The sequence below is a fragment of the Mesorhizobium sp. M1A.F.Ca.IN.022.06.1.1 genome, from assembly GCF_003952605.1.
In the GTDB taxonomy this organism is placed as follows: Bacteria; Pseudomonadota; Alphaproteobacteria; order Rhizobiales; family Rhizobiaceae; genus Mesorhizobium.
Window position 1 is genome coordinate 2,766,515 of record NZ_CP034455.1, and the last position, 24,371, is coordinate 2,790,885.

Below are 24,371 nucleotides of genomic sequence, written 5' to 3' on the forward strand. Positions count from 1 at the left end.
TTGCTTAGAGAAAACAAATGTGAGTTTTTGATCCTGAACAATCGGGTCAAAACCTTCCGATTGGACGAAAATTGCTGCGTAGCCAACGCAACGCGCATTCTTAATCCTGAATGATGAAATTCCCTATCTGGCCGACCGCCTGGGGGCGAGGCGCAGGTCCGCGGCAAATGGCCAGGTGACGTTCGACATCGTCTCGATGCCGGACGCGCTGAGCGCGGCGCCGAACAGGAAGCCTTGCACGAGGTCCGGCTTGACCGAACGCACCAATATCTTCAGCTGCTCGAAAGTCTCCACCCCTTCGATCGTGACGACCAGGCCCAGCGTCCGGGTCAAGCCGACGATACCCTTCAGAAGATCGAGCGACTGGGGGCTCTGGGTCACGTCGATCAGGAAGGAGCGGTCAATCTTGATCTTGTCGAGCGGCAGCTTGTGCAGGTAGCTGAGGCTGGAATAGCCGGTGCCGAAGTCGTCGAGCGCGATGCGGACGCCCAGCGCTTTCAGCTCTTCGATCAGCTCGCGGGTCAGCGATTTGTCGTCGAGCAGAGCAGTCTCCGTCACCTCGATCTCGAGCCGGTGCGGCGCAAGGCCCGACGCCGCCAGGGCATCACGTACCTTCTGCACGACGTCGCGGTTGCGGAAGTCCTTGGCCGACAGGTTGATCGAAACGCTGGTCTGGGCCGGCCATTTGGCGCATTCGGCGCAGGCCGCCTGCAGCACGAAAGAGCTGATCTCGGAGATGATGCCCATCTCCTCGGCCAGCGGAATGAAGACGCCCGGCGAAATCGGGCCGAGATCGGGATGGTCCCAGCGGCAGAGCGCCTCGCAGCTGGCGATGCGCATGGTGCTCATCGACACGATCGGCTGGTAGACGACGCGCAACTCCTTGGCTTGCACGGCGCTGCGCAGATCGGCCTTCATCAGCTGGCGATTGCGGAAGGCGGCGTCCATCGATGCCTCGAACAGCCGCCAGCTGTTTTTGCCGAGCTCCTTGGCTTTGTAGAGCGCGAGGTCCGCCTTGACGATCATGCCGTCGACGTCGGTGTCCTTGACCACGGACAACACCGCGCCGCCACTGGTCTGGATGCGCAGGCCGTGACCGGCGACGTCGACTTCGCCCTGCAGGCCGGCGAAGATCTCGTCGAGCAGGCTGCTGAGATGGCTCTCATCCTCGATGCGGTCGAAATAGATCATGAATTCGTCGCCGCCGAAGCGGCTGACATTGATGCCCGGCCCGGCGACCGCTGCCAGGCGCTCGGCTACGGCGTAGATCAGACCGTCGCCGACCGGGTGGCCGAGCGTGTCGTTGACGCTCTTGAAATCATCGAGGTCGAGCACCGCCAAGCCGCAGAGCCGGTCGCGGTCGCCGGACGCCATGGCTTCGCCGACCAGCTCGTGGAAGTAGGCACGGTTCGGCAGGCCGGTGAGGTTGTCGTAGCGCGCCATGAAGCGGATCTTTTCCTCCGCCTCGACCCGGGCCGTGACGTCCTCGAAGGTGATGACGCCGAGTTCCTGGCTGCCTTCGCGCGCGGAGAACTCGTAGTGCTGGCCATTGGCGAGCGACACGAGCACCTTGCGGTCCCGGCCCTCGCGCAAGGCGCGCGTCAGCTGCGCCTCGATGTAGCGGCAATCCTTCGGTGCCAGCATGCCGCCGGCGACGCCGCGCATCAGAAGGCCGTGGATCGAGCGCCCGAGCAGCGCGTCGGCCGATTTCAGCGACATCAGATGGGCGGCCTCGGCATTGGCGACGGCGACGCGCCCGTCGGGGCCGAGCATGACCAGGCCGTGCGACATCGTGTTGAGCGCGCGGTCGAACCTGCGCGTCAGGTTTCTCGCCTGCTTGTGGCCGATGACTGCCGAGAACAGCACGTTGCGGACATGATCGGCGCCGGTGATGGTGATGAACGTCATCGGGATGATCATCAGGCCGAGGACGACGGAGGGCGCGTCCATGCGCAGCAGGAGCGCGAGAGCCGCCGGACCGATGAAGGTCACGGAAAAGATCCGCACCATGCGCGGCGACCCATAGTTGCGGGCGACAACGGTGACCAGGGTCGCCAGCGTGAGCGACATTGCCGCGAGCTCGGCGAACGGTTCGGGATATATGTAGATCGACACGAAACATAGCGCGCCCAATCCGAGACCCTGAAGGCAGCCCTTCAGGATGTAGCTGCGCTCCAACCGCTGCGCGTGTTCGACATCGGCAATCGCGCCGCCTGTCCTCAGGAAGCCGCGAATGCCGAAGTAACGGATAAGGCTGACGGAAAGCAGGGCAAAAGAAAACGCCAGGAACAGGGGATTGTGGGTGCGCAGATAGATCATGAATCCGAGGATCCAGTAGCACGCGCCACCGATCAACAACATGTGCGCGTTGTCGAACAACGACCGCACAAATTGGATATAAACATCCGCTGGGATGCTTTCGGTCTTTGTTTTGCCCATAGGGTCGGCCCAACGCTAAGCCTTGTCATGACACAACCGCCTTAAGAAAGGCTTAGAACAGAACCGCCTTGAGCAGCGGCTTCGGTCTGCCGGCCAAGGGCCGCAAAGGACCTAACGCATGTCACCCACAAGTGAGCAGCGGTTTTGGAGAACGACCTGCATCGAACAAAGGCCTAAAGCGCCTCGCCTGGATCCATTTCCACGCGAGGCACTTTAGGCCGACCGACGAAAACTTCGGGATTGGTCTGGCGCAATCACTCGGCAGCGCTGAGAACGGGCACCGGAGCGGCCTCGGTCAGCCGCTGCAGCAGCCTGGAGCGCTCTTCGGACGCCTTGGCGGCGCTGGCCTGCCGGACATGGCCATAGCCGCGGACGAGCGCCGGAACGGAGGCCAGAGCGGCGGCGGCCTCGACCTTGCCCGGCGCAAGTGCTGCGGCGATCAGATCGAGATCGGCCTCGTATTGCGCAAGCAGTTGCCGCTCGGCGCGCCGTTCGGCGGTATGGCCGAACAGGTCGAACGCGGTGCCGCGCAGGCCTCTCATGACAACGAGCAGGCGAAATGCCTTCATCATCCACGGGCCGAAACTCGATTTCCTCGGCTTGCCGTCATTGCCGCGCCGCCCGAGGATCGGCGGCGCGAGGTGAAATTCCAGCTTTTCGTAGCTTTGGAACTGCCTTGCGAGATCGGCGGCGAAGCTGCCGTCGGTGTAAAGCCGGGCCACCTCATACTCGTCCTTGATCGCCATCAGCTTGAACAGGTTTTTCGCGGCCGCCTCGGTGACGACCGTCGAGCCGGGAACCGCTGTCGCCTCGGCTGCGCGCAGCGCCGCGACCCTGTTGGCATAGCGCTTGCCATAGGCGGCGTTCTGGTAGGCGGTGAGGAAAGCCACCCGCCGGGCGACAATGTCGTCGAGCGTTTCGGCGGGTGCCGATGCCGGCTTGCCGGTATGATCGACCAGGCCGCGCACGAAATCCGGCTGGTGCGCGGCACGACGGCCCCAGCGAAAGGCGGCGATGTTCATCACCACCGCTTCGCCGTTCAATTCTATCGCTTTTTCAACGGCTTCGGCCGAGAGCGGCAGCCCGCCATGCTGGAAGGCGAAGCCGAGCATGAACATGTTGGCGCCGAGCGAATTGCCGAACAGCGCGGTCGCCGTGCGGGTGGCATCGAAGAAGTGGGCCTTGTCGTCGCCGGCGGCGGCACGGATCGCCTTCTTCAGCCGCTCGACCGGCAGCGAAAAATCGGCGGAACGAGTGAATTCGCCGGGCATGATCTCGGCGGTGTTGGCGAGGAACATGGTATGGCCCTCGCGCACCGCGGCGAGCACCTTTTTGGCGCCGGAGACGACGAGGTCGCAGCCAAGCACAAGATCGGCCTTGCCAGCGGAAACGCGGATGGCGTGGATGTCCTCGGGCGTCCGGGCGATGCGGACATGGGTGAAGACCGAGCCGCCCTTCTGGGCAAGGCCCGCCATGTCGATCATGCCGCAGCCCTTGCCCTCGATATGGGCAGCCATGCCCAGCACCGCGCCGATGGTGACGACGCCGGTGCCGCCGACACCGTCGATGATCGCCGCCCAGCCCTGAGATCCGAGTGGAAATTCGGCGGGTGACGGCACGCCTTCGAGCGGATCGCTCTTGCCGGCAATCCCCCCGGCCTTCCTGATCTTGCCGCCATGCACCGTCACGAAAGAGGGGCAGAAGCCGTTGAGGCAGGAAAAATCCTTGTTGCAGCTCGACTGGTCGATCCGGCGCTTGCGGCCGAATTCGGTCTCGACCGGCTGGATCGAGACGCAGTTCGACTGCACGCCGCAATCGCCGCAGCCTTCGCAGACCAGTTCGTTGATGAAGACGCGCTTGTCGGGATCGGGGAAGGTGCCGCGCTTGCGGCGCCGGCGCTTTTCCGCGGCGCAGGTCTGGTCATAGAGAAGCACCGACACGCCCTTGACCTCGCGCAGCTCGCGCTGCACGAGGTCGAGGTCGTCGCGATGATGGATCGTGGCGCCGGGCGGGAAATCGGCCTTGCCGGCATATTTGGCCGGCTCGTCGGTGACGACGGCGATGCGCTCGACCCCCTCGGCGCGCACCTGTCTGGCGATCATATCGACGGTGAGGCCACCTTCGTGCGGCTGGCCGCCGGTCATGGCGACTGCATCATTGTAGAGGATCTTGTAGGTGATGTTGGCGCCTGAGGAGAGCGCAAAGCGGATCGCCAGCGCGCCGGAGTGGTTGTAGGTGCCGTCGCCGAGATTCTGGAAGATATGGCCGCGCTTGGAGAACGGCGCCTGGCCGACCCATTGCGCGCCCTCGCCGCCCATGGCGGTGAAGCCGACCGTGTTCCGGTCCATCCACAGCGCCATGAAGTGGCAGCCGATGCCGGCGGCGGCAAGCGAGCCCTCCGGCACCTTGGTCGAGGAATTGTGCGGGCAGCCCGAGCAGAAGAACGGCGTGCGCGAACCGATGTCCGCGGTATCGGCGAGCATCGCCTGGAACTGGCGCAGCTTCGCCACGCGCGCCGCGATCTCCTCCGAGGGGCCGATGGTGCGCAGGATACGCTCGCCGAGCGCGATCGCGATCTCGTTCGGGTCGAGCGCGCCCTTGGCCGGAAACAGCCAGTCCCCGCGCTCGTCCTTCTTGCCGACGATGGCAGGCTGAATAGCGGAGCCGTAGAGGTTCTCGCGCAACTGCACCTCGATCAACGAGCGCTTCTCCTCGACGACGACGATGGTCTCAAGGCCGCGGGCGAAGTCGGCGATATGCTGATAGTCGAGCGGCCAGGGGCAGCCGACCTTGAACAGGCGGATGCCGAAGCGATTGGCGGCCTTTTCGTCGATGCCGATATCCTCCAGCGCCTGGCGGACGTCGAGATAGCTCTTGCCTATGGTGATGATACCGAGCTTCGGCTTGCGGCCGCCCGAATAGACGGTCCGATTGAGCCCGTTGGCGTGGATGAAGGCGGAGGCGGCGGCGCGCTTGTGCTCATGCAGGCGCTCCTCCTGGCCGAGCATGTCGATCTCGTGGCGGATATTGAGGCCGCCCGGCGGCATGTCGAAATCAGGAATGACGATGTTCAGCCGCTCGATCGAGGCGTCGACCGAAGCGGTCGATTCGATGTTGTCCTTGACGCATTTGATCGCCGCCCAGGTGCCGGCGAAACGCGACATGGCGAAGCCAAAGAGACCGTAGTCGATGATCTCCTGGACGCCGGCGGGGTTGAGGATCGGCACCATGGTGTCGACGAAAAGGAATTCGGTGGCATGTGCGTTCGTCGAGGATTCGGCCATATGGTCGTCGCCCATCAGGGCGAGAACGCCGCCATTTTTCGACGAGCCGGCGAGATTGGCGTGGCGGAAAACGTCGCCGGAGCGGTCGACGCCCGGCCCCTTGCCGTACCAGACGGCAAAGACGCCGTCATGGGTGCCTTCGCCGAGCAGCTCGGTCTGCTGCGAGCCCCAGCAGGCGGTGGCGGCGAGCTCTTCGTTGAGGCCCGGCTGAAAGACGATGTCGGCCTGCGCAAGCTGCCGCTTCGCCTTCCACAGCTGCATGTCGAGGCCGCCGAGCGGTGAGCCGCGATAGCCGGAGACGAAGCCAGCGATGTTGAGGCCGGCGCGGCGGTCGCGCTCGCGCTGCATCAAAAGCATGCGCACGACGGCTTGCGCCCCGGACAGGAAAACGCGCTCCTTGGCAAGGTCGAACTTGTCGTCGAGCGCGACGTCATGCAGCGTCATCAGGCATGTCCTCTGCGGAGGCGCGCCGCGGATCGGCGGCCAACGTCGGAGTGAGAGGCCGCAGTCTTTCTTCCCTTGCGGGACAGGTCAAACGAAATCGCAGCGGCCAGAGCGCACGCAACAAACGGTCCCGCTGGAAACGGCCGCCGCATTCAATCGCACGCTAAACGCTTTACAGCGCACGAAAATTTCAACCAGTCCAGCGGGCCTCACGCCGCTTTCGAGCAATCCGGCTTGGGCGCATCCGGCAGCTTGCCGTCGTGGTGCCCGGCAAGGTCCGGGTTGAGCTCGTATTTCGGCCCGATTACCAGCGGCCGGTCCGGCAGCATGGTCTGGTCCGCCGAGGAGGTCATCGTCGTCTCGAGGCTTTGAAGCAACGTGCCGCTCGAATCCTCGATGCGGATCGTGACGGAATAGGGCTTGTCCTTGACCACGCAGGTGAGCGGCGGGCTGGTCAAGGTGATATGCGGGAGCTTCGGCCAGATCTTCTGGTTGACGATGAGCGGGTCGCCGCCGGCCGGATTCTGGAAATTCACCACCGCAATCTGTCCCTCGTCCATCGGCCGCAGCGGTCTCAGCGTGATGACATAGGTGGCGATACCAAGCCGGTAGTTGAACTCGAACAGCTTGCCGGAAATGGCGAAGAGCTGCTCCTTGCCGGTGTCGCGGCAGGCGCCGAGCGCCGTCGCGGCGATCAGGGCCGCGCCGAGAGCGATCGAACGGAATTTTCTAAGCATTGGTGGCCTCCCTGGCCGCCGTGCGGCGGCGATAATAGCGGTTCGCTTTCTGGCGGTTGCCGCAGACGGCCATGTCGCACCAGAGGCGGCTTGAGTTGCGGCTGCGGTCGACGAAGAGCCAGCTGCAGTTCGGACAGATCCTGAGCCTGGCAACGGTGTCGTCGCGCAGCAGCGAAAGCGCCGAGACGGCCAAAGCCGCCTCGAACGCTATCGGCGTCGCCGGATCGCCAAAGGGCCTGCCCGGTGCGCCGATCTCGATGCTGCTGCCGGAGAGGCCGTTGGCGCAGGCGGTCAGGAAATCCGGCAGATGGCCGGCGGCGATCGCGCCTTTCGCTATGGCATGGCGGAACAGGCGGTCCGTCGCCTCGCGTATCGACAGCACGACCGCGGCGATGCCGCCCGGTTCAGGCGCCTCCAGCCGCCGGCCGCCAAGCTCGGCGGCGCGAAAGCCGCTCGCCGCCTCGGCGAAGCGGGCGATCTCGGCCGGATCAGCGAAACGGTCGAAGGTCTTTTCCGGATCGTTGCGCAGGACGACCGTGTTCGCCGTGTCGAGCGCGAGGATGCCGCCGGTGAAGCGGTGCGGGGTCCAGGATACCGTCATGCCGGAAATCTAACCGATAAAACGTATTTGACAAGTTAGATTTCGGATGCAACGCTCGAAACGGGGGCCAGTTCGCGCGGCCCTAGGGATGCTCCATGCTCTATTTCTATCAGCAGGTGCTGAACGGGCTGCATTCGGGCGCGCTCTATGCGCTGCTCGCCTTCGGCTACGTGCTGACCAACGGCATCCTGCACCGCACCAACCTTGCCTATGGCGCGCTGTTTGCCTTTTGCGGCCACACCATGATCCTGACCGCCGCCTTCGGCTATCAGGCGCTGTGGCTGACGCTGTTTGCCTCGGTCGCGCTAGGTATCGTTGCTGCCCTGCTCTATTCGGTGCTGATCAGCCAGGTGCTGTCGCGCAGCGTGTTCGAGAGGCTGGCGGACCGGTCGCCTAATGCGATCGTGGTGACGACGCTCGGCATCTTGCTGTTCCTGTCGGAAGCAAGCCGCATCGCGGCCGACACCCATGATCTCTGGCTGCCGCCGATGCTCGCCCAGCCCGTCCTCTTCGCGCAGGGTGCCGGGTTCAAGGTGACGCTGACCGTTATCCAGCTCTTGGATTGCGCGGCGGTGATGGCGATGGTGGCGGTGGCCGCGTGGCTGTTTTCGCATTCGCGCTTCGGACGCGCCTGGCGGGCCGTGTCCGACGACCCGAAGGCGGCCGCGATGTGCGGCATCGACGTCACCGCGGTGTTCCGCCGCGCGGTGCTCTATGGCGGCTTCTGCGCGGCTTTTGCCGGCATGCTCGCCGGCATCTACTACGGCAACATCAGCTTCGGCACGGGCCTCGTCTACGGCCTCAAGATCCTGTTCGTGACGGCGGTCGGCGGCTACATGTCGCCGCTCAAGGCTGCTCTCGGCGCCGCGGCCTTCGGCATGGCCGAATCGCTGTGGGCCGGTTATTTCCCGCTCGAATGGCGCGACGGCTGGATATACCTCTTCCTCGTCGCCATGCTGGTGCTGATCGGCGCCGGCCGCGACCAGGCCAAGGTCGCCTGAAACCCATCAGACTTTGGTTGCATGACGCGCCGTGAGGTGACCGGTTTTTACCGTTGCTCGCCGCCTGGATCGCCGGCACGTGCTTTGCCATGTTGACCATCCGGGCCACGCACTGCATACCGTTGGGCCAAGCGGCGCGACACCGGAGGGGGACTCGGGCGCGGCGCCAGCACTTTGAGTTAGGCATCGTGCTTTCCGAAATCGAACGCGATTCTCGGGGCCGGTGCGCGAGGGAGGAAATGCATGGCAGGGCTGCTCGCTCTATCCACGACGATCGACCGCATCAACGAGTTCATCGGCCGCTGGGTCTCGTGGCTGATCCTGCTTGCGATCCTGGTGAGCGCCGGCAACGCCGTCATCCGCAAGGTGTTCGACATCTCGTCCAATGCCTGGCTCGAACTGCAGTGGTATCTGTTCGGCGCCGCCTTCATGCTGGCCGCCGCCTATACGCTGAAACAGAACGACCATATCCGCATCGACATCGTCTACGGCATGTTCCCCCGCCGCGTGCAGCACTGGATCGACCTCCTCGGCCATCTCCTCTTCCTGATGCCGTTCGTGGTGCTGATGGTGATCTACTTCGTGCCTTACGTGTCGCTGTCCTTCCGCAGCGGCGAGATGTCGACCAATGCCGGCGGGCTGATCGTCTGGCCGGCCAAGGCCATCCTGCTCGTCGGCTTCTTGCTGCTGGCCATCCAGGGTGTCTCGGAGATCATCAAGAAGATCGCCATCATGCGCGGCGACATGGAGGATCCCACTCCCTATGTCTCGGCCCACGACCAGGCCAAGCTCGAGGCCGAAGCGCTTGCCGAAGAAGCCAAGGCGCTGTCCGACGAGGTGCGCTCATGATCGAGTTCATCGCGCAGAACATGGCGCCGATCATGTTCGCCTCGCTGATCATCTTCCTTTTGATCGGCTACCCCGTCGCCTTCTCGCTCGCTGCGAACGGCCTGTTGTTCTTCTTCATCGGCGTGCTCTTGTCGCCCTATTCCGGCGGCTCGATCAACCTCGCCTGGCCTCTGCTGCATGCGCTGCCGGATAATTTCTACGGCACAAGGGTGATGTCGAACGACACGCTGCTGGCCATTCCATTCTTCACTTTCATGGGAATCGTGCTGGAGCGATCCGGCATGGCCGAGGACCTGCTCGACACGGTCGGGCAGCTGTTCGGCCCGATCCGCGGCGGGCTTGCCTATGCGGTGATCTTCGTCGGCGCACTGCTTGCCGCAACGACCGGCGTGGTGGCGGCCTCCGTCATCGCCATGGGGCTGATCTCGCTGCCGATCATGCTGCGCTATGGCTACGACCGGCGCCTCGCCTCGGGCGTTATCGCGGCTTCCGGCACACTGGCCCAGATCATCCCCCCCTCGCTGGTGCTGATCGTGCTGGCCGACCAGCTTGGACGCTCGGTGGGCGACATGTATGCGGGCGCACTGATCCCCGGCCTCGTTTTGACCGGCATCTACATGCTCTACATCCTGATCATGTCGATCGTCCGGCCGAACTCGATGCCGGCATTGCCGCTCGAGGCCCGCACGCTCGGCCACGGCGTGATCTCGCTGATGGTGGCGCTGCTGGTGACCGGCGCGATTTCCTATGCGGCCTATCGTTATCTCGCGCCGACGCATGGCGACAATGCGGACATCCTCGGCGCCACCGTCGGCGTGATCGTCATCTACATCGTGGCGATCGCCGACCAGCGCCTCCACATCAACATGATGTCCAAGCTGGCACAGCAGGTGGTGATCGTGCTGATCCCGCCGCTGGCGCTGATCTTCCTGGTGCTGGGCACCATCTTCCTCGGCATCGCCACCCCGACCGAGGGCGGCGCCATGGGCGCCGTCGGCGCGCTGATCATGGCGGGCTTCAAGGGGCGGCTGACGATGGATGTCATCAAGCAGGCGCTGGCCTCGACGACGCGGCTCTCCGCCTTCGTGCTGTTCATCCTGATCGGCGCGCGCGTCTTCTCGCTCACCTTCTACGGCGTCAACGGCCATATCTGGGTCGAGCATCTCTTGACCTCGCTGCCGGGCGGCGAGACCGGCTTCCTGATCGGCGTCAACGTGCTGGTTTTCGTGCTCGCCTTCTTCCTCGACTTCTTCGAGCTCGCCTTCATCATCGTGCCGTTGCTGGCGCCCGCCGCCGACAAGCTCGGCATCGACCTGATCTGGTTCGGCGTGCTGCTTGGCGTGAACATGCAGACCAGCTTCATGCATCCGCCGTTCGGCTTCGCGCTGTTCTACCTGCGTTCGGTCGCGGCGCGCGTGCCCTATCTCGACCGCATCACCGGCAAGCAGATCGCGCCGGTCACCACCGGCCAGATCTACTGGGGCGCGGTGCCGTTCGTCTGTATCCAGGTGATCATGATCGGGCTTACCATCGCCTTCCCGCAAATGGTAATGCGCTACAAGGGCACCGCGGTCGAGCCGAGCACGATCGACCTCAAGCTGCCGGACATGCCGGGACTTGCGCCGCTCGGCACGCCGCCGGCCGACAATGGCGCGGCGCCCCCCAGTGGCGGCTCGGCGCCCGCCGCCCCTGGCACCTCGGACTTGTCACAGCCGCCGAATTTCGGCGATACGGCCCCCGCCAAGCCGGTGGCGCCGGCGCCCGATCTTTCCAAGCCGCCGAGTTTCAACTGAGGTGACCAAGTCATGAGAGCCGTACGGCTGGAAGCAATCGGCGGCATTGCCCTTCGTGAGGTCGACAAACCTGCGCCGGGGCCTGAGGATGTTCTGGTGCGGATCGATGCCTGCGGCGTCTGCGGCACGGACCGCCACCTGTTCCATGGCGAATTCCCGTGCACGCCGCCGGTCACGCTCGGCCACGAATTCTGCGGCATCGTCGAGGCGGTCGGCGACGCGGTGTCCGGCATCGCCGTCGGCGATCGGGTCACGGGCGACCCCAACATCGCCTGCGGGCGCTGCGGCCAGTGCCAGGCCGGCCGCGTCAATTTGTGCAGCAATCTCAGGGCCATCGGCATCCACCGCGACGGCGGTTTCGCCGATTATGTCGTGATGCCGCAAGGCCAGGCCTTCCTCCTGCCCGGCAACCTCCAGCCGACGCATGGCGCCTTCTGCGAGCCGCTGGCCTGCTGCCTGCACGGCATCGACCTCGCCGGAATCAGGCCCGGCGACTCGGTGGTGGTGCTCGGCGGCGGCGTCATCGGCCTGCTCACCGTGCAATTGGCGAAGCTTGCCGGTGCCGCGACCATCATCCTATCGACCAGGCAGGCCTCGCGCCGCGCGCTGGCCGAAGAACTCGGCGCGACCGCTACGGTCGATCCCAGCGCCGTCGATCCCATCGAGGCCATCGCCGGAAAAGCCGGGCTTGTGCCGGGCGGCGTCGACGTGGTGCTGGAATGCGCCGGGGTTCGCGACACGGTCGAGCAGTCGATGCGAATTGCCAAGGCCGGAGGCACGGTGGTGATCGTCGGCGTGATGCCGCAGGGGCAGAAGGTGGCTTTCGAGCCGTTCGACGTGCTGTTCCGGGAGTTGAAGGTCCTTGGGTCCTTCATCAATCCCTTCACGCATCGACGCGCCGCGGACCTCATCGCGTCCGGCGCGATCGAGATCGACAAGCTGATTTCCAGGCAGGTGCCACTCGAAGAGGCGCCGCAGGTGATCTCGAACCCAGCCGCCCCCGGCGAGGTCAAGGTGCTGGTCGTGCCGGGCCGGACCTGAAGTCCTGCAACGTTGGCGATTGGCGAAACCGGCGGTGACAGCGCCCTCTCCCCGTCACCATAGGGGAGAGGGCGTAGACCCCGGCTACAGCTTGCCGTTACGCTGCTGCACCATCATGAAGGTGTCGTAGTTGTATTCGGCGACCTGGGCCCAGAGATAGTGCTCCTTGCGGAAGCCTTTGATGGATTCCCAGATCTTCTTGAACGGCGCGTTGTTGGCCTCCATTTCGGCATAGACTTCGTTGGCCTTTTCGAAGCAGGCGGCCATGATTTCCTGGCTGAAAGGAGCCAGCTTGGCGCCGCTGGCGACCAGCCGCTTCACCGCCGCCGGATTGAGGTAGTCGTATTTCTGCAGCATGTTGGCGTCGGCGGCTTGCGCGGCCGTGTGCACCAGCGACTTGTAGGCAGGCGACAATTCCTCGTATTTTGCCTTGTTGAACATCAGATGCACGGTCGGGCCGCCTTCCCACCAGCCGGGATAGTAGTAGTAGGGCGCGACCTTGTAGAAGCCGAGCTTCTCGTCGTCATAAGGGCCGACCCATTCGGCGGCGTCGATCGTGCCCTTTTCCAGCGCCGGGTAGATGTCGCCGCCGGCGATCTGCTGCGGCACGACGCCGAGCTTCTGCACCACCTTGCCGGCAAAGCCGCCGATGCGCATCTTGAGGCCGGAAAGATCGGCGACCGTGTTGATCTGCTTGCGGAACCAGCCGCCCATCTGCACGCCGGTGTTGCCGCCCGGCAGGCCGAACAGGCCTTGCGTTGCAAGGAATTCGTTGAAGAGGTCAATGCCGCCGCCATGATAGTGCCAAGCGTTCATGCCGCGCGCGTTGAGCGAGAACGGCACTGCGGCACCCAGCGCCCAGGTTGGGTCCTTGCCCCAATAGTAATATGCCACCGTGTGGCATGCCTCGACGGTGCCTGCGGCGGTGGCGTCGGCCGCCTGCAGGCCGGGAACGAGCTCGCCCGAGGCGAAGACCTGAACCTGGAAATTGCCGTCGGTCGCTTCCGACAGCATTTTTGAGAACACTTCCGCACCGCCATAGATCGTGTCGAGCGATTTCGGGAAGGACGATGCCAGCCGCCAGGTCACTTTCGGATTGGACTGGGCTATCGCCGGCGTGGCAAGCGCGGCGGCCGCTGCCGCGACACCAACACCGGATGCACCGGCCTTACGGATGAACGAACGACGATCCATGCATTTTCCTCCCGTTTAGAACCAACAGACCGATGCTCGGACATCCGCGGTGCCCTGATCGGCTGCGCGAAACAATACACGGGCAAGATGTCGAGTCCAGCACCGCGGGCAACGTGCAACTATAGTCTAACGCCGACCGTCCTGGCCCATTCGGAGAGCCGAAACTTGCCATGGCAAAGTGCCGGCTGATCGCCTATTTTGTAGGCAGAATAATTCGTTAGCCCTCGATGGAACCCGTATCCAAAATGCAGCAGCCGCTCGTTGCCGTCTCAACCGATGTCCGCCAGTTCGACAACTACACATGGCATGCCGCGCCCCAGCAATATATCGAGGCGGCGATCGCTGGCGCCGGCGTGTTCCCGCTCCTGGTGCCGTCCTTCGGCGACCGGCTCGATTTCGACGAGCTGCTGTCCTCGGTCGACGGCGTCATGGTGACGGGTTCGAAATCCAACGTGCATCCCTCGCTCTATGGCGGCGATCCCAGCGAGGCCAACGGCCCCTACGACCCGGCGCGCGACTCCACCACGCTGCCGCTGATCCGCAAGGCGATCGAGCGCGGCGTGCCGCTGCTCGCCATCTGCCGCGGCATCCAGGAGCTCAACGTGGCGCTGGGCGGGACGCTCGGCACCGAGATCCAGGAGCGCGAAGGCTCGCTCGATCACCGCGCGCCGGTGAGCGAGAATCAGGACGAGCGCTTCGGCATCCACCAGACGATTTCGATCAAGCCCGGAACCTGCCTCGCCGGCGTGTTCGGCGCCGGCGACATCAAGGTCAACTCGCTGCATCGCCAAGCGATCGACCGGCTCGGATCGAAACTGCAGGTCGAGGCTTTGGCGACCGACGGCACGATCGAGGCCGTCTCGGTCAAGGAGGCCCGCGCCTTCGCCGTCGGCGTCCAGTGGCACCCCGAATATTGGGTGAAGTCGGACAGCAACTCGGCAAAGATCTTCCGCGCCTTCGGCGATGCCGTGCGCCTGCATGCGGCGGCGAAGGCCGGTGCACGCGCGGCGGCGGAATAGCCGAACCCGAGCAGCTCAGTCGCTGGTCGTCGCGTTCAGCGCCAAAAGCGGGGCGGCCGGTGCATAGGATTCGTAGCCGTCGCCATCAGCAACACCGAAGGTGACGATCGGATCGATGCCGTTCTCGCTGAACGCGACCGAGCCGTCGGCCTGCTCGCGCCAGAATTTCACACGCTCGATGCCGGGCATCAGCTTGCTGCAGTTCGGAGCAATTGTCAGCAGCGACAGGCCGTCCGAAACCTCGGCGCCGCGCTTGATTGCGCAGGCCGCTTCGTCGCCATTGGCTGTCAGCCGATAGCTGTTGGAGAGGCCGGCTTGCTCGACCGCGCTTTGGCCGTTGCCGTCGTGCAGGGACTGAACGCCCCCGTATAAGGCGACTGACGCAATCAACCCGGCTAACAGCTTCACTCCGCCTCTCCACATCCTGGCATGCCGTGCCATGCCGGTCTCCAAACCACGCGCCGATTTGGACAACATGCATAACGAAGTATGCAGAATGATGGTTAAGCAGGCGTTAATAAATGTGGCCGGCCTTCCGCTCAGGCGCGTGGCTTGACGTTGATCGTCTCCGGCACCGGGGTCAGCGGCCGGTGCTCGCCGAACCAGGAGATGAGATTGTCGACGCACAGATCCGCCATGGCCCGGCGGGTGTGGTCGGACGCAGATCCGACATGCGGCAGAAGGGAGGTGTTGGGCGCATCGAGCAGCGCTTTGGGCACATTCGGTTCGTCGGCAAAGACATCGAGCCCGGCAGCAGCGATGGTGCCATTGGAGAGTGCGCCAGCCAGAGCCGCCTCATCAACCGTGCTGCCGCGGCCGATATTGACGAAGACGCCGTCGGGACCAAGCGCCGCCAGGACCGCCGCGTTGATGGCTTTCTCCGTCGCGGCCCCGCCCGGCGCGATACAAATCAGCGTGTCGACCGCTTCGGCCAGACCCTTAAGCGTCGCATGGTACTCGTAGGACAGGCCATCGACCTGGCGGCGGTTGTGATAGGCGATCGGCAGGCCGAAAGCCTCGAGGCGACGGGCGACGGCGAGGCCGATGCGGCCCATGCCGAAGATGCCGACGCGGCGGCCGCGCAAGGTGAGCCGGCTCAGGCGATAGTCACCCTTCTTCACCCAGTCGCCGTCGCGCAGCCATTTCTCCGCAGCGTACATTTCGCGCACCGTGTTGATCAACAGCCCGATGGTGGTGTCGGCAACCTCCTCGGTCAGCACGTCGGGCGTGTTGGTGACCATGACGCCGCGGGTCGCGGCATGACGAGCGTCGACGGAGTCATAGCCGACGCCGAAATTGGCGATGATCTCGAGATTCGGCAGCGCGTCGATCATGGCCGCGCTGATGCCGCCGAAGGAGGCGATGCCGCGCACGCTCTCGCGCATCTCGCCGGTGACGAGCGACGGATCGGCGCGCTCGATCCGCACGCGCTTGAACGCCTGGTCGATCCGGCCGATGGCATGGTCGTTGAAACGGCCCGGCACCAGGACGGCGACCGGCGACTTCGCTTCTGTCTGTGTCATTGACGCTCCACCGGCTTGCCGGTGGACTGGCGTACGTGCAGCTCCGGCTTGATCAATTCCTGCGACGGCCGCACGGCCTGCCCGTTCAGCTTGTCGAGCAGCGCGCTGGCGGCGCGGCGGCCGACCTCGCGCTGGCCATTCCAGACCGTGGTCAAGGCCGGCGTTGCTATCGCAGCCTCCTCCAGGTCGTCGTAACCAGTGACGGAGATATCCACGCCCGGCACCAGACCGGCGCGCGCGATGCCGTTCATCAGTCCGATCGCAACCAGATCATTCCAGCAGCAGGCGGCGGTCGGCTTGTCCTTCAGCGCCAAGAACTGTCCTGCAGCCTCGAAACCGGCCTGCTTGGTGCGCGGTCCAGGAATGCGCCAGGACGGCTTCACCTCCAGCCCGGCCGCTTCCATGGCGTTGACATAGCCCTGGTAGCGGTCGCGGCCGGTCGAGGTCTGGTCCGTGCCGCCGATCATGGCGATGCGTTTGTGGCCGAGCGAGATGAGATGGTTGGTCGCGAGTGCGGTGCCATAGGCATCGTCGCCGCGGAAGACCGGCACGTCGGCGCCGGTGACGGTGCGCGCGATCAGCACCGCCGGGAGGCCGTTTTCCTCGGCCATGATGATGTCCTCGGCCGGCGTGCCTATGGCCGGCGACATGATGACGCCGTCGGCGCCGAGCTGCAGCAGCGTGTCGATGAAGGTGCGCTGCTTTTCCAGCTGGTCATAATGGTTGGACAGGATGAAGGTCTGGCGGCTGCGGTCGAGCTCGCTTTCTATCGAGCGCAGAATCTCGGCGAAGAACGGGTTCATGATGTCGTGCACGACGACGCCGACAATGCCGGAGCGTGAGGTGCGGAGCGACGCGGCCCGTCGGTTGTAGATATAGCCGATGGCGCGCGCGTGCTCCTTGATACGCTCGCGCGTCGAGCCCGCGACCAGCGGGCTGTCGCGCAGCGCCAGCGACACCGTTGCCGTGGATACGCCAAGCGCATCCGCGATCGTCGAAAGCTTGATCTTCTGTGCCAGCCTTGGTCCCCGAGGCCTTTAAACTGTTTAAATGGGCTTATGCCATCGATTGAGGGCAAATCAAAGTTTTTTTGCCAAGCCCTCGGCTTCCGTGTCCAAGGAAGCGGAATTGCGCAGGCGAAGCCTGTGCTCGCGGTGGATGATGTAGAGGCCGCTGGCGACGATGATGGCCGCCCCGAGCAGGGTCCAGCGGTCGGGAAACTGGTGGAAGATCAGCCAGCCGGAGATGATCATCCAAATCATCTGCGAATAAGGGTAAGGCGCGAGCGCCGTCGTCGTCGCCAGGCGATAGGCCTGGACCAGGAGCCAATGGCCGCCGGCGCCGAAGACGCCGAGCATCAAAAGGATCACCCAGTGCCAGCCGTCCTGCGGCAGGGACAATGAGAAGGGCAGCATGGGCAGGAGCAGCACCGCCGGCGCCAGCGCCGAGAACAGGATCAGGCTTTCGGATGTCTCCGTCGACGACATGCGCCGGGTCATGATGACGTAAAAAGAGTTCGACAGCATCGAGCCCAGCGCGAAGAGATGGCCCATGCCGAACACGCCGACGCCGGGCCGGGTGATGATGAGGACGCCGACGAAGCCGGTGAGGATCGCCAGCCAGCGCCGCCAGCCCGCCCACTCGCCGAGCAGCGGGCCGGCCAATGCGGTGATCACCATCGGGCCGAAGAAATAGATCGAGGTGGTCTCGGCGAGCTGCAGCGTCCTGAGCGCCAGGATGTTGAACATGGTCGAGCCGAAAAGCAGGCATCCGCGCAGGATGTGCGCCGGCAGATTGTTGGCGCGGAAGCGCGACGGCTCGCGCCAGCCGCGCAGGAAAACGCCGACAAGCAGGACATGCACGACGAAGCGAGCCCAGGCGACGATCAGCGCCGAGACGCCGGCGAGCACTAGATATTTGCTTGAGGTGTCGAGAAAGGTGAAGCAGACATAGACGCAGAGCATCAACAGCATCGCCGCGGGCGGCGTCGCGCTGTCGTCGTAATTTTTGGGAACGCTCAAAATCGGGCCGGAGGAGAGGTAGACGCCGTCCTTTTGCGGCAATCGCCGCCGGCCGGCAAGCCAAAAGCGACTGGCCAACAAGACGTGCCGACAGGCTTAGAGCGCAGTGCCTTGGCGGTCACCAGAACGTTCCTTGTTCGTCCGCCCGAGCGGAGCAAGGAGCGAAGCGACGCGCGCAGACCCCAGGCTGACGAAGCAGGGAGGTCGCGGCCAATCTCGAACGTGCGCGACGTCGTCCGGACGAATGGTCAATCAGCCACCAAGAGCATCCTCCCCGCCACTCAAGCATGCATGCGGGCGCCCTTGGTAATCTTGTCGACCAGCTTCTTTTCGGCGCGCAGCGCGATGCCGACGATCTTGGCGTCGTCCGGCGCGAATTCGGCGAAGACGGCGCGGTTGGCCAGGTCATGGCCGGTGGAGAACATCTCCTCGACATAGGCCGATGTCGTCACGCCGCGCTCCAGGGCCCGGCGGTGGATCGCGGCAAGCGTCGGCTCGTCCGCCGACAGCACGATCACGGGCTGGACCGAGAGCGGATTGAAGAGATTGCCGGCGCGGTCGCGATAGGGCTCGCCGATGATTTGAGGAGATTGCGCGACGATGCCGCTGGTCAGGAAAGCGGTAACGTTGAGCTTCTGCCAGACGGCGAGATCTTCCTTGAGCACGATTGCAAATTTCGTATCGAACACCAAAATGTTTCTCCCGGATGTGGATGAGGGACCATGGCGCACGATCTAGGCAATGAGGCGCTGGGAGGTCTTGAACGTTCGTGCGCTGAGGACGACCGGATCGTTTCGGCGCCCGGCGCCACGGGCCTCGAGCGCATCGAGGCGCGTTTCCACGGCAATGCCTTCGAATTGCACCGCCACGACACCTACGCCATCGGCGTGACACTCGACGGCGTGCAGCGCTTCCACTATCGCGGCGCGCTTCGGCACAGTCTGCCGGGCCAGGCAATCGTGCTGCATCCCGACGAACTGCATGACGGCGGCGCCGGCACCGAGCACGGCTTACGCTACAGGATTCTCTATCTCGAGCCGTCGCTGCTGCTCGACTGCCTTCACGGTTCGCCGCTCCCTTTCGTTAAGGATGCTGTGGTGAGCGACCCTCAGTTGCGCGGCACGCTGCTGTCGGCGCTAACACCGCTCACCGAGGAGCTCGACGACCTGTTCTTGGCGGATTTCATCGCGCAGCTGGCGCAGCAATTGAAACGCCATGCCGGACAGCCGGCAAAATCAGCGGGAAAGATCGCGTGGCGGGCTGCCGCGCTGGCCCGCGACTATCTCGAAGAAAACGCTGAACGGCCGGTGCGTTCCGACGAGCTGGAGGCGGTTACCGGCCTCGACCGCTACGCGCTGTCGCGCCATTTCCGCGCGACCTATTCGACAAGCCCGCATCGCTTCCTGTTGATGCGCCGGCTGCAGCGAGCGCGGCGCATGATCGAAGCGGGAGAGCCGCTTGCCGAGACCGCTGTTGCGGCCGGCTTCAGCGACCAAAGCCATTTCAACCGGCATTTCAAGAAGGCGTTCGGGCTGACCCCGGGACGCTGGGCGACGCTGGTGCGCGACGCTTAGCGTCGTCGCCCTTTCCGCTAAGCTGCCGATGCTTGGTGGTGCCTGAGGCGACGATGCTGTGCATCGCGCTTGGGTCGCTCGAGACGACGCTTACGCGTCGCTCGTGGTCACCAACGCCCAGCGGCTAAGCGACGATGCTGCGCATCGCGCTCGCGCGTCGCTTGAGACGACGCTGCGCGTCGCTCGTTAATCATCCAGCTCGGCGTCGTCGTCGATGAGGATCAGGTCCTCGTTCGACAGGTTGGCCTCGATGCGGGCGAGCAGCTTGAAGAGCGCCTTCTGGTCTTTCTTGTCGAGACCCCTCAGCGCCTGCTTCTCGGTCTTCTTGACCGATTTCTCGATGGCGCGGATAGTTTCGCGGCCGGAGCCGGTGAGGAAAATATGGGCCTGGCGGGCATCGGCGTTGGAGGCGCGCTTTTCGAGAAAACCCTGCGCCTGCAGCCTGTTGATGGTTTTTGTGATCGTCGGCGGACGTACGCCGAGCTTGTCGGCGAGATTGCCGGGTGTCTGGCCGTCTTCGCGGTCGAGCGCCAGCATGATCTGGTCCTGGCCGGCGTAGAAGCCATGTGCCAGAAGCCGCGCAGCAAGCGCCGTGCGCGCCAGCCGCGCTGCCGAATGCAGCCGGCTCATAGTCGCTGTTCTGTCCGCCTTGGCCATGGTCATTCCCTCTTCGGCCGAACCGGCGAGGGCAGCATAGAGGCTGTCCGGCGGCTGGCAAATGACGATTTAACGAGTCCGGCCTGCAAACACTTTGCCGGCAAGCATTGCGGTGCCCGCGCAGGTGATGCCAGATGTTTATTTCAGTTAGATGACAAACGACTTTTGGCCCGCCGGCATTCACAGCGGAACATCCCGGAGGGGCTCTGATGCCGTGCGGCTGCCCTGTTCCTTTAACCCACTGCGGCTGCCCCGATCGGGACCGGCTGGCCCATCGGTTTGGCGCGTGCAAAAGCGCGGCTCACGTCCTATATGAGGGCCGACAAATCCTTCGAGCACAGATTTTTCGAGGCAGGCCATGAGCGATGCACAGACGCAGATCCCCGTAACCGTTCTCACCGGCTATCTCGGCGCGGGCAAGACGACGCTGCTCAACCGCATCCTGTCGGAGAACCACGGCAAGCGTTACGCGGTCATCGTCAACGAGTTCGGCGAGATCGGCATCGACAACGATCTGATCGTCGAATCCGACGAGGAAATCTATGAGATGAACAATGGCTGCGTGTGCTGCACGGTGCGCGGCGACCTGATCCGCGTCGTCGAGGGCCTGATGCGGCGGCCCGGCCGTTTCGATGCCATCGTGGTCGAGACCACTGGCCTGGCCGACCCGGTGCCGGTGGCGCAGACCTTCTTCATGGACGACGATGTGCGCTCCAAAACCAAGCTCGACGCGGTGGTGGCGCTGGTTGACGCCAAGCACCTGCCGCTGCGCCTGAAGGACTCGAAGGAGGCCGAGGACCAGATCGCCTTCGCCGATGTGGTGGTGCTGAACAAGACCGATCTCGTCACTCCCGAAGAGCTCGAAAAGGTCGAGGCGACGATCCGCGCCATCAACCCGGCGGCCAGGATCCATCGCACCCAGCGCGCCGGTGTGGCGCTCGGCGAAGTGCTCGACCGCGGCGCCTTCGACCTGTCACGCGCGCTGGAGAACGATCCGCATTTCCTCGAGGCGCACGACCACGATCACGACCATGAATGCGGCCCGGATTGCGATCACGACCACCACCATCACCACGACGGGCACTATCACCATCATCACGACCATCCTTCCGACATCCACGATGTCACGGTGAAGTCGGTCTCGCTGCGCGGCGGCGAGATGGATCCGAAGAAGTTCTTCCCATGGATCGAGAAGGTGACCCAGATGGAAGGGCCGAACATCCTCAGGCTTAAGGGCATCATCGCGCTGAAGGGCGACGAGGACCGCTATGTGCTGCAAGGCGTGCACATGATCCTCGAAGGCGACCACCAGCGCGCCTGGAAGGACGGCGAGAAGCGTGAAAGTCGGCTGGTCTTCATCGGCCGCGATCTCGACGCCGAGCGCCTCAGGAAGAGTTTTGAAGCTTGCCAGGCGGCTTGATTTCCGGACTTTCAGGCGTTAGCGCTGCCCCTACTTTCCTTCTCCCCTTGTGGGAGAAGGTGGCCGAGCGAAGCTCGGTCGGATGAGGGGTGTTCCAGCTTGGCGATGACGGCACTCCGTCGAACACCCCTCAACCGTCTTGGCGCTACGCGCCAATCCACCTTCTCCCACAAGGGGAGAAGGGGGAGTCACACCTAGCCGCGCCGGCTGGTGAAATCGAATGGATCATCCCCATGCCGACAGTCGCCCCGCTTGATCTCGAAGGCCATTGCGTCGCCGCCGTCTTCCTCGGCGACGTGCCGCATTTCGCTTTGGCCGACGGCGCGATCCATCGGCTCGACAATGGGCATAAGATCGTACAGGCGAATGATGGGCTGCTCGCCGCCTTCCACGATGCGGCGAACGACCGCCTGATCACCGGCGGCGAGGACGGCAAGGTGTTTGCGGTCAAGGCCGGCGGCGAGGCGAGCGAACTTGCCAGCGCCGGCAGAAAATGGATCACCAGCGTTGCGGCGGGCCCTCAGGGTGCGGTCGCCTATGCCTCGGGCAAGACGACGTTCGTCCGTTTCGCCGACGGCAAGATCAAGGAATTCGCCCATTCGCGCTCGGTGGAAGGGCTCGCCTTCTCGCCCAAGGGCATGCGCTTCGGCGTTGCCCGCTACAACGGCGCGACGCTGCATTTTCCTGCGGCGGAGGGCAAGCCGGTCGAGCTCGAATGGGCCGGCGCCCATACCGGGATCAGCTTTTCGCCGGACGGCGCTTTCCTGATTACCACCATGCAGGAAAACGCGCTGCATGGCTGGAAGCTGGCGGACGGAAAGCACATGCGCATGAGCGGCTATCCGGGCAAGGTCAAAAGCCTGTCCTGGAGCGTGAAGGGCAAATGGCTGGCGAGCTCCGGCGCGCCGGCGGCGATCGTGTGGCCTTTCGCCAGCAAGGACGGGCCGATGGGCAAGGCGCCGCTGGAGCTCGGCACGCGCGGCAATACCATGGTGACCTGCGTTGCCTGCCATCCCAGCCAGGAGGTCACGGCGATCGGCTATGAGGACGGCATGGTGATCGCGGCCCGCTTCGCCGACGCCAAGGAAGTGCTGCTGCGCCGTCCCGGCAAAGGCGCCATCACCTCGATGATGTGGGACAGGGAAGAGCGCCGCATTGTCTTCGGCAGCGCGGCCGGCGATTGCGGCGTGATCGACATCACTGCGTAAGGGATTAGGGGAATAGGGCAGCAAGGGAATAGGGAAAACAGAGACCTCCTGCACTTCCTCCCCCTGCCTACTCCCCTACTCCCCTTAATCCCTACTGCCTGAGCCAACGCCCGCCCCCTGCGCGGCCAATTGCGGTTTTGCCGACCGGTTGGCAGAGTGCCGCGCGAGAAAGAGGGGCTTCATGCATTCAATCGACCGGACATCCATCGGCGGCATCGCCGCCGCCCGCATAGCCGAGCTGCGCGAGGCCGAGGCGGCCGCCTTCCGCAAGGCGCGGCCGAAGTCCGAGGCCAAGGTTGGCAACGGCATGGCCGGCTTCCTCGGCGGCGTGCCGATGCATTGGATGACTGACTGGCCGACGCCTTTCCCGATCCTGGTCGACAGCGCCAAGGGTGCCACGATTACCGATGTCGACGGCAACAAGCTCGACGATTTCTGCCTGGGCGACACCGGCTCGATGCTCGGCCATTCGCCGCCGGCGGTCGCCCGCGCCATCCGCCGGCAAGCAGCACGCGGCTTGACCTATATGCTGCCCAGCGAGGATGCGCTGGCGATCGGTCCGCTCTTGCAGCAGCGCTTCGGCCTGCCGTATTGGCAGATCGCCACCACCGCCACCGATGCCAACCGCTTCGCCTTGCGGGTCGCCCGCGCGGTGACGGGGCGCGAAAAGATCCTGGTCTTCAACGGCTGCTATCACGGCTCGGTCGACGAGACGATGGTGCGACTGATCGACGGCAAGCCGGTCAACCGGGCTGGGCTGGCAGGCGAGTTCCGCGATCTCACACGGGCAACCAAGGTTATCGAATTCAACGATATTGCAGCATTGGAAGCGGCACTTGGCGACCGCGATATCGCCTGCGTGATCACCGAACCGGTGCTGACCAATTCCTGCATGGTGCTGCCGGAACCCGGCTTCCAGGACGCGCTGCGGCGCCTCACCCGGGCCGCCGGCACGCTGCTTTTGATCGACGAGACGCACACCATTTCAACCGGGCCCGGCGGTTACACGCGACGGCACGGGCTGGAGCCGGACCTGTTTGTGCTCGGCAAGCCGGTGGCCGGAGGCGTGCCGGCCAGCATCTGGGGCATGAGCGAGGAGATCGCGACGCGCTACGGCGCTTACAATCGCAGCAAGGAGCCCGGCTATTCCGGCATGGGCACCACGCTGTCGGCCAACCCGCTGCAATTCGCGGCGATGCAGGCGACGCTCGAAGAGGTAATGACCGAGGAAGCCTATGCGCATATGGACCGGCTGGCGCGCCGCCTCGACGCGGGGCTCTCCGCCGTCATCGAGCGAAACAAGCTGCCTTGGCATGTCGCGCGCGTCGGCGCCCGCGTCGAGTTCATCTGCGCGCCCGGGCCGCTCAAGAACGGCGGCGAGGCGGAGAAGGCACATGCGCCGGAACTCGAAGCCGCCGTCCATGTCGCGCTGGTCAATCGCGGCGTGCTGATCGCGCCGTTCCACAATATGATGCTGATCTCGCCGGCGACGACCGCGGCGCAGGTAAGCCGCCTGATCGCGGCTTTCGCCGCGGTTGCCGCCAGGCTTACGGCATGAGACAAGCG

The 24,371-nt window shown here is 64.5% G+C and carries 20 protein-coding genes; 9 read left to right on the forward strand and 11 right to left on the reverse strand.

The genetic code is table 11. The annotated features are described in order from the left end of the window. Window positions 1–123: 123 nt before the first annotated feature. The 4 genes from EJ078_RS13095 to EJ078_RS13110 all read right to left on the reverse strand — a co-directional run bounded on the left by EJ078_RS13095 (window position 124) and on the right by EJ078_RS13110 (window position 7,505). Window positions 124–2,439 (reverse strand): EAL domain-containing protein, encoded by a 2,316-nt coding sequence (locus EJ078_RS13095; protein ID WP_067003356.1) that lies wholly within the window; start codon window positions 2,437–2,439, stop codon window positions 124–126. 254 nt (window positions 2,440–2,693) lie between these two features. Continuing rightward, on the reverse strand, window positions 2,694–6,200 hold the full coding sequence (locus EJ078_RS13100; RefSeq protein WP_259979601.1) for an indolepyruvate ferredoxin oxidoreductase family protein: 3,507 nt from the start codon (window positions 6,198–6,200) through the stop codon (window positions 2,694–2,696). Between the two features lie 176 nt (window positions 6,201–6,376). Continuing rightward, the gene (locus tag EJ078_RS13105) at window positions 6,377–6,904 is read right to left on the reverse strand and encodes a hypothetical protein (protein WP_127403919.1); all 528 of its coding nucleotides are present in this window, start codon (window positions 6,902–6,904) and stop codon (window positions 6,377–6,379) included. Continuing rightward, a complete protein-coding gene (locus tag EJ078_RS13110) occupies window positions 6,897–7,505 on the reverse strand; it encodes a CGNR zinc finger domain-containing protein (protein ID WP_067324160.1) in 609 nt (202 codons plus the stop codon). The genes EJ078_RS13105 and EJ078_RS13110 overlap by 8 nt, the downstream gene beginning before the upstream one ends. Before the next feature lie 95 nt (window positions 7,506–7,600). On the opposite strand from EJ078_RS13110, the gene EJ078_RS13115 reads away from it, so the two are divergent. The 4 genes from EJ078_RS13115 (at window position 7,601) to EJ078_RS13130 (ending at window position 12,189) form a co-directional block, all read left to right on the forward strand. Further along, window positions 7,601–8,506 (forward strand): branched-chain amino acid ABC transporter permease, encoded by a 906-nt coding sequence (locus EJ078_RS13115; RefSeq protein WP_067324158.1) that lies wholly within the window; start codon window positions 7,601–7,603, stop codon window positions 8,504–8,506. A gap of 243 nt (window positions 8,507–8,749) precedes the next feature. Continuing rightward, a complete protein-coding gene (locus EJ078_RS13120) occupies window positions 8,750–9,355 on the forward strand; it encodes a TRAP transporter small permease subunit (protein ID WP_067324156.1) in 606 nt (201 codons plus the stop codon). Further along, a complete protein-coding gene (locus EJ078_RS13125) occupies window positions 9,352–11,148 on the forward strand; it encodes a TRAP transporter large permease subunit (RefSeq protein WP_189413685.1) in 1,797 nt (598 codons plus the stop codon). The genes EJ078_RS13120 and EJ078_RS13125 overlap by 4 nt, the downstream gene beginning before the upstream one ends. Before the next feature lie 12 nt (window positions 11,149–11,160). Beyond that, window positions 11,161–12,189, forward strand: a complete 1,029-nt coding sequence (locus EJ078_RS13130; RefSeq protein ID WP_127214920.1) for a zinc-dependent alcohol dehydrogenase family protein — start codon at window positions 11,161–11,163, stop codon at window positions 12,187–12,189. An 84-nt stretch (window positions 12,190–12,273) separates the two neighbouring features. On the opposite strand, the gene EJ078_RS13135 is transcribed toward EJ078_RS13130, so the two are convergent. Further along, window positions 12,274–13,383 carry a TRAP transporter substrate-binding protein gene (locus EJ078_RS13135; RefSeq protein WP_067003340.1) on the reverse strand — a complete coding sequence of 370 codons (1,110 nt, stop codon included), beginning with the start codon at window positions 13,381–13,383 and terminating at the stop codon, window positions 12,274–12,276. Between the two features lie 245 nt (window positions 13,384–13,628). Here EJ078_RS13135 and EJ078_RS13140 point away from each other — a divergent pair, with 245 nt between their 5' ends. Beyond that, on the forward strand, window positions 13,629–14,402 hold the full coding sequence (locus EJ078_RS13140; protein WP_067003338.1) for a gamma-glutamyl-gamma-aminobutyrate hydrolase family protein: 774 nt from the start codon (window positions 13,629–13,631) through the stop codon (window positions 14,400–14,402). Between the two features lie 15 nt (window positions 14,403–14,417). Here the strand turns inward: EJ078_RS13140 and EJ078_RS13145 are convergent, their stop codons facing one another. The 5 genes from EJ078_RS13145 to EJ078_RS13165 all read right to left on the reverse strand — a co-directional run bounded on the left by EJ078_RS13145 (window position 14,418) and on the right by EJ078_RS13165 (window position 18,635). Then, window positions 14,418–14,810 carry a hypothetical protein gene (locus EJ078_RS13145; protein ID WP_067003333.1) on the reverse strand — a complete coding sequence of 131 codons (393 nt, stop codon included), beginning with the start codon at window positions 14,808–14,810 and terminating at the stop codon, window positions 14,418–14,420. A 131-nt stretch (window positions 14,811–14,941) separates the two neighbouring features. After that, window positions 14,942–15,925, reverse strand: a complete 984-nt coding sequence (locus EJ078_RS13150) for a 2-hydroxyacid dehydrogenase (protein ID WP_067324146.1) — start codon at window positions 15,923–15,925, stop codon at window positions 14,942–14,944. Beyond that, complete coding sequence (locus tag EJ078_RS13155) at window positions 15,922–16,944, reverse strand: LacI family DNA-binding transcriptional regulator (protein ID WP_067324144.1); 1,023 nt, start codon at window positions 16,942–16,944, stop codon at window positions 15,922–15,924. The genes EJ078_RS13150 and EJ078_RS13155 overlap by 4 nt, the downstream gene beginning before the upstream one ends. Window positions 16,945–17,004: 60 nt before the next feature. Next, window positions 17,005–17,889 carry a DMT family transporter gene (locus EJ078_RS13160; protein ID WP_189413708.1) on the reverse strand — a complete coding sequence of 295 codons (885 nt, stop codon included), beginning with the start codon at window positions 17,887–17,889 and terminating at the stop codon, window positions 17,005–17,007. Window positions 17,890–18,227: 338 nt separating this feature from the next. Then, complete coding sequence (locus tag EJ078_RS13165; RefSeq protein WP_127217547.1) at window positions 18,228–18,635, reverse strand: DUF2000 family protein; 408 nt, start codon at window positions 18,633–18,635, stop codon at window positions 18,228–18,230. A gap of 33 nt (window positions 18,636–18,668) precedes the next feature. Between EJ078_RS13165 and EJ078_RS13170 the strand changes: the two genes are divergently transcribed. Further along, window positions 18,669–19,520: an AraC family transcriptional regulator gene (locus EJ078_RS13170; RefSeq protein ID WP_208721550.1), complete on the forward strand. Its 852-nt coding sequence runs from the start codon at window positions 18,669–18,671 to the stop codon at window positions 19,518–19,520. Window positions 19,521–19,706: 186 nt separating this feature from the next. On the opposite strand, the gene EJ078_RS13175 is transcribed toward EJ078_RS13170, so the two are convergent. Continuing rightward, a complete protein-coding gene (locus tag EJ078_RS13175; protein ID WP_067003705.1) occupies window positions 19,707–20,177 on the reverse strand; it encodes a MarR family transcriptional regulator in 471 nt (156 codons plus the stop codon). Between the two features lie 358 nt (window positions 20,178–20,535). Between EJ078_RS13175 and EJ078_RS13180 the strand changes: the two genes are divergently transcribed. From EJ078_RS13180 to EJ078_RS13190, 3 genes are all read left to right on the forward strand, one after another. Beyond that, complete coding sequence (locus EJ078_RS13180; RefSeq protein ID WP_127216798.1) at window positions 20,536–21,597, forward strand: GTP-binding protein; 1,062 nt, start codon at window positions 20,536–20,538, stop codon at window positions 21,595–21,597. 233 nt (window positions 21,598–21,830) lie between these two features. Then, window positions 21,831–22,805 carry a WD40 repeat domain-containing protein gene (locus EJ078_RS13185; protein WP_208721552.1) on the forward strand — a complete coding sequence of 325 codons (975 nt, stop codon included), beginning with the start codon at window positions 21,831–21,833 and terminating at the stop codon, window positions 22,803–22,805. Between the two features lie 181 nt (window positions 22,806–22,986). Continuing rightward, complete coding sequence (locus tag EJ078_RS13190) at window positions 22,987–24,363, forward strand: aspartate aminotransferase family protein (RefSeq protein WP_127216800.1); 1,377 nt, start codon at window positions 22,987–22,989, stop codon at window positions 24,361–24,363. Window positions 24,364–24,371: the final 8 nt, after the last annotated feature.

Bases quoted from the DNA above. Each gene is read 5' to 3' on its own strand.
- EJ078_RS13095 (WP_067003356.1), bottom strand. From the start codon at position 2,439: ATGGGCAAAACAAAGACCGAAAGCATCCCAGCGGATGTTTATATCCAA.
- EJ078_RS13105 (WP_127403919.1), bottom strand. From the start codon at position 6,904: ATGCTTAGAAAATTCCGTTCGATCGCTCTCGGCGCGGCCCTGATCGCC.
- EJ078_RS13110 (WP_067324160.1), bottom strand. From the start codon at position 7,505: ATGACGGTATCCTGGACCCCGCACCGCTTCACCGGCGGCATCCTCGCG.
- EJ078_RS13115 (WP_067324158.1), top strand. From the start codon at position 7,601: ATGCTCTATTTCTATCAGCAGGTGCTGAACGGGCTGCATTCGGGCGCG.
- EJ078_RS13120 (WP_067324156.1), top strand. From the start codon at position 8,750: ATGGCAGGGCTGCTCGCTCTATCCACGACGATCGACCGCATCAACGAG.
- EJ078_RS13125 (WP_189413685.1), top strand. From the start codon at position 9,352: ATGATCGAGTTCATCGCGCAGAACATGGCGCCGATCATGTTCGCCTCG.
- EJ078_RS13130 (WP_127214920.1), top strand. From the start codon at position 11,161: ATGAGAGCCGTACGGCTGGAAGCAATCGGCGGCATTGCCCTTCGTGAG.
- EJ078_RS13135 (WP_067003340.1), bottom strand. From the start codon at position 13,383: ATGGATCGTCGTTCGTTCATCCGTAAGGCCGGTGCATCCGGTGTTGGT.
- EJ078_RS13140 (WP_067003338.1), top strand. From the start codon at position 13,629: ATGCAGCAGCCGCTCGTTGCCGTCTCAACCGATGTCCGCCAGTTCGAC.
- EJ078_RS13150 (WP_067324146.1), bottom strand. From the start codon at position 15,925: ATGACACAGACAGAAGCGAAGTCGCCGGTCGCCGTCCTGGTGCCGGGC.
- EJ078_RS13160 (WP_189413708.1), bottom strand. From the start codon at position 17,889: ATGCTCTGCGTCTATGTCTGCTTCACCTTTCTCGACACCTCAAGCAAA.
- EJ078_RS13170 (WP_208721550.1), top strand. From the start codon at position 18,669: ATGGCGCACGATCTAGGCAATGAGGCGCTGGGAGGTCTTGAACGTTCG.
- EJ078_RS13175 (WP_067003705.1), bottom strand. From the start codon at position 20,177: ATGGCCAAGGCGGACAGAACAGCGACTATGAGCCGGCTGCATTCGGCA.
- EJ078_RS13180 (WP_127216798.1), top strand. From the start codon at position 20,536: ATGAGCGATGCACAGACGCAGATCCCCGTAACCGTTCTCACCGGCTAT.
- EJ078_RS13185 (WP_208721552.1), top strand. From the start codon at position 21,831: ATGCCGACAGTCGCCCCGCTTGATCTCGAAGGCCATTGCGTCGCCGCC.
- EJ078_RS13190 (WP_127216800.1), top strand. From the start codon at position 22,987: ATGCATTCAATCGACCGGACATCCATCGGCGGCATCGCCGCCGCCCGC.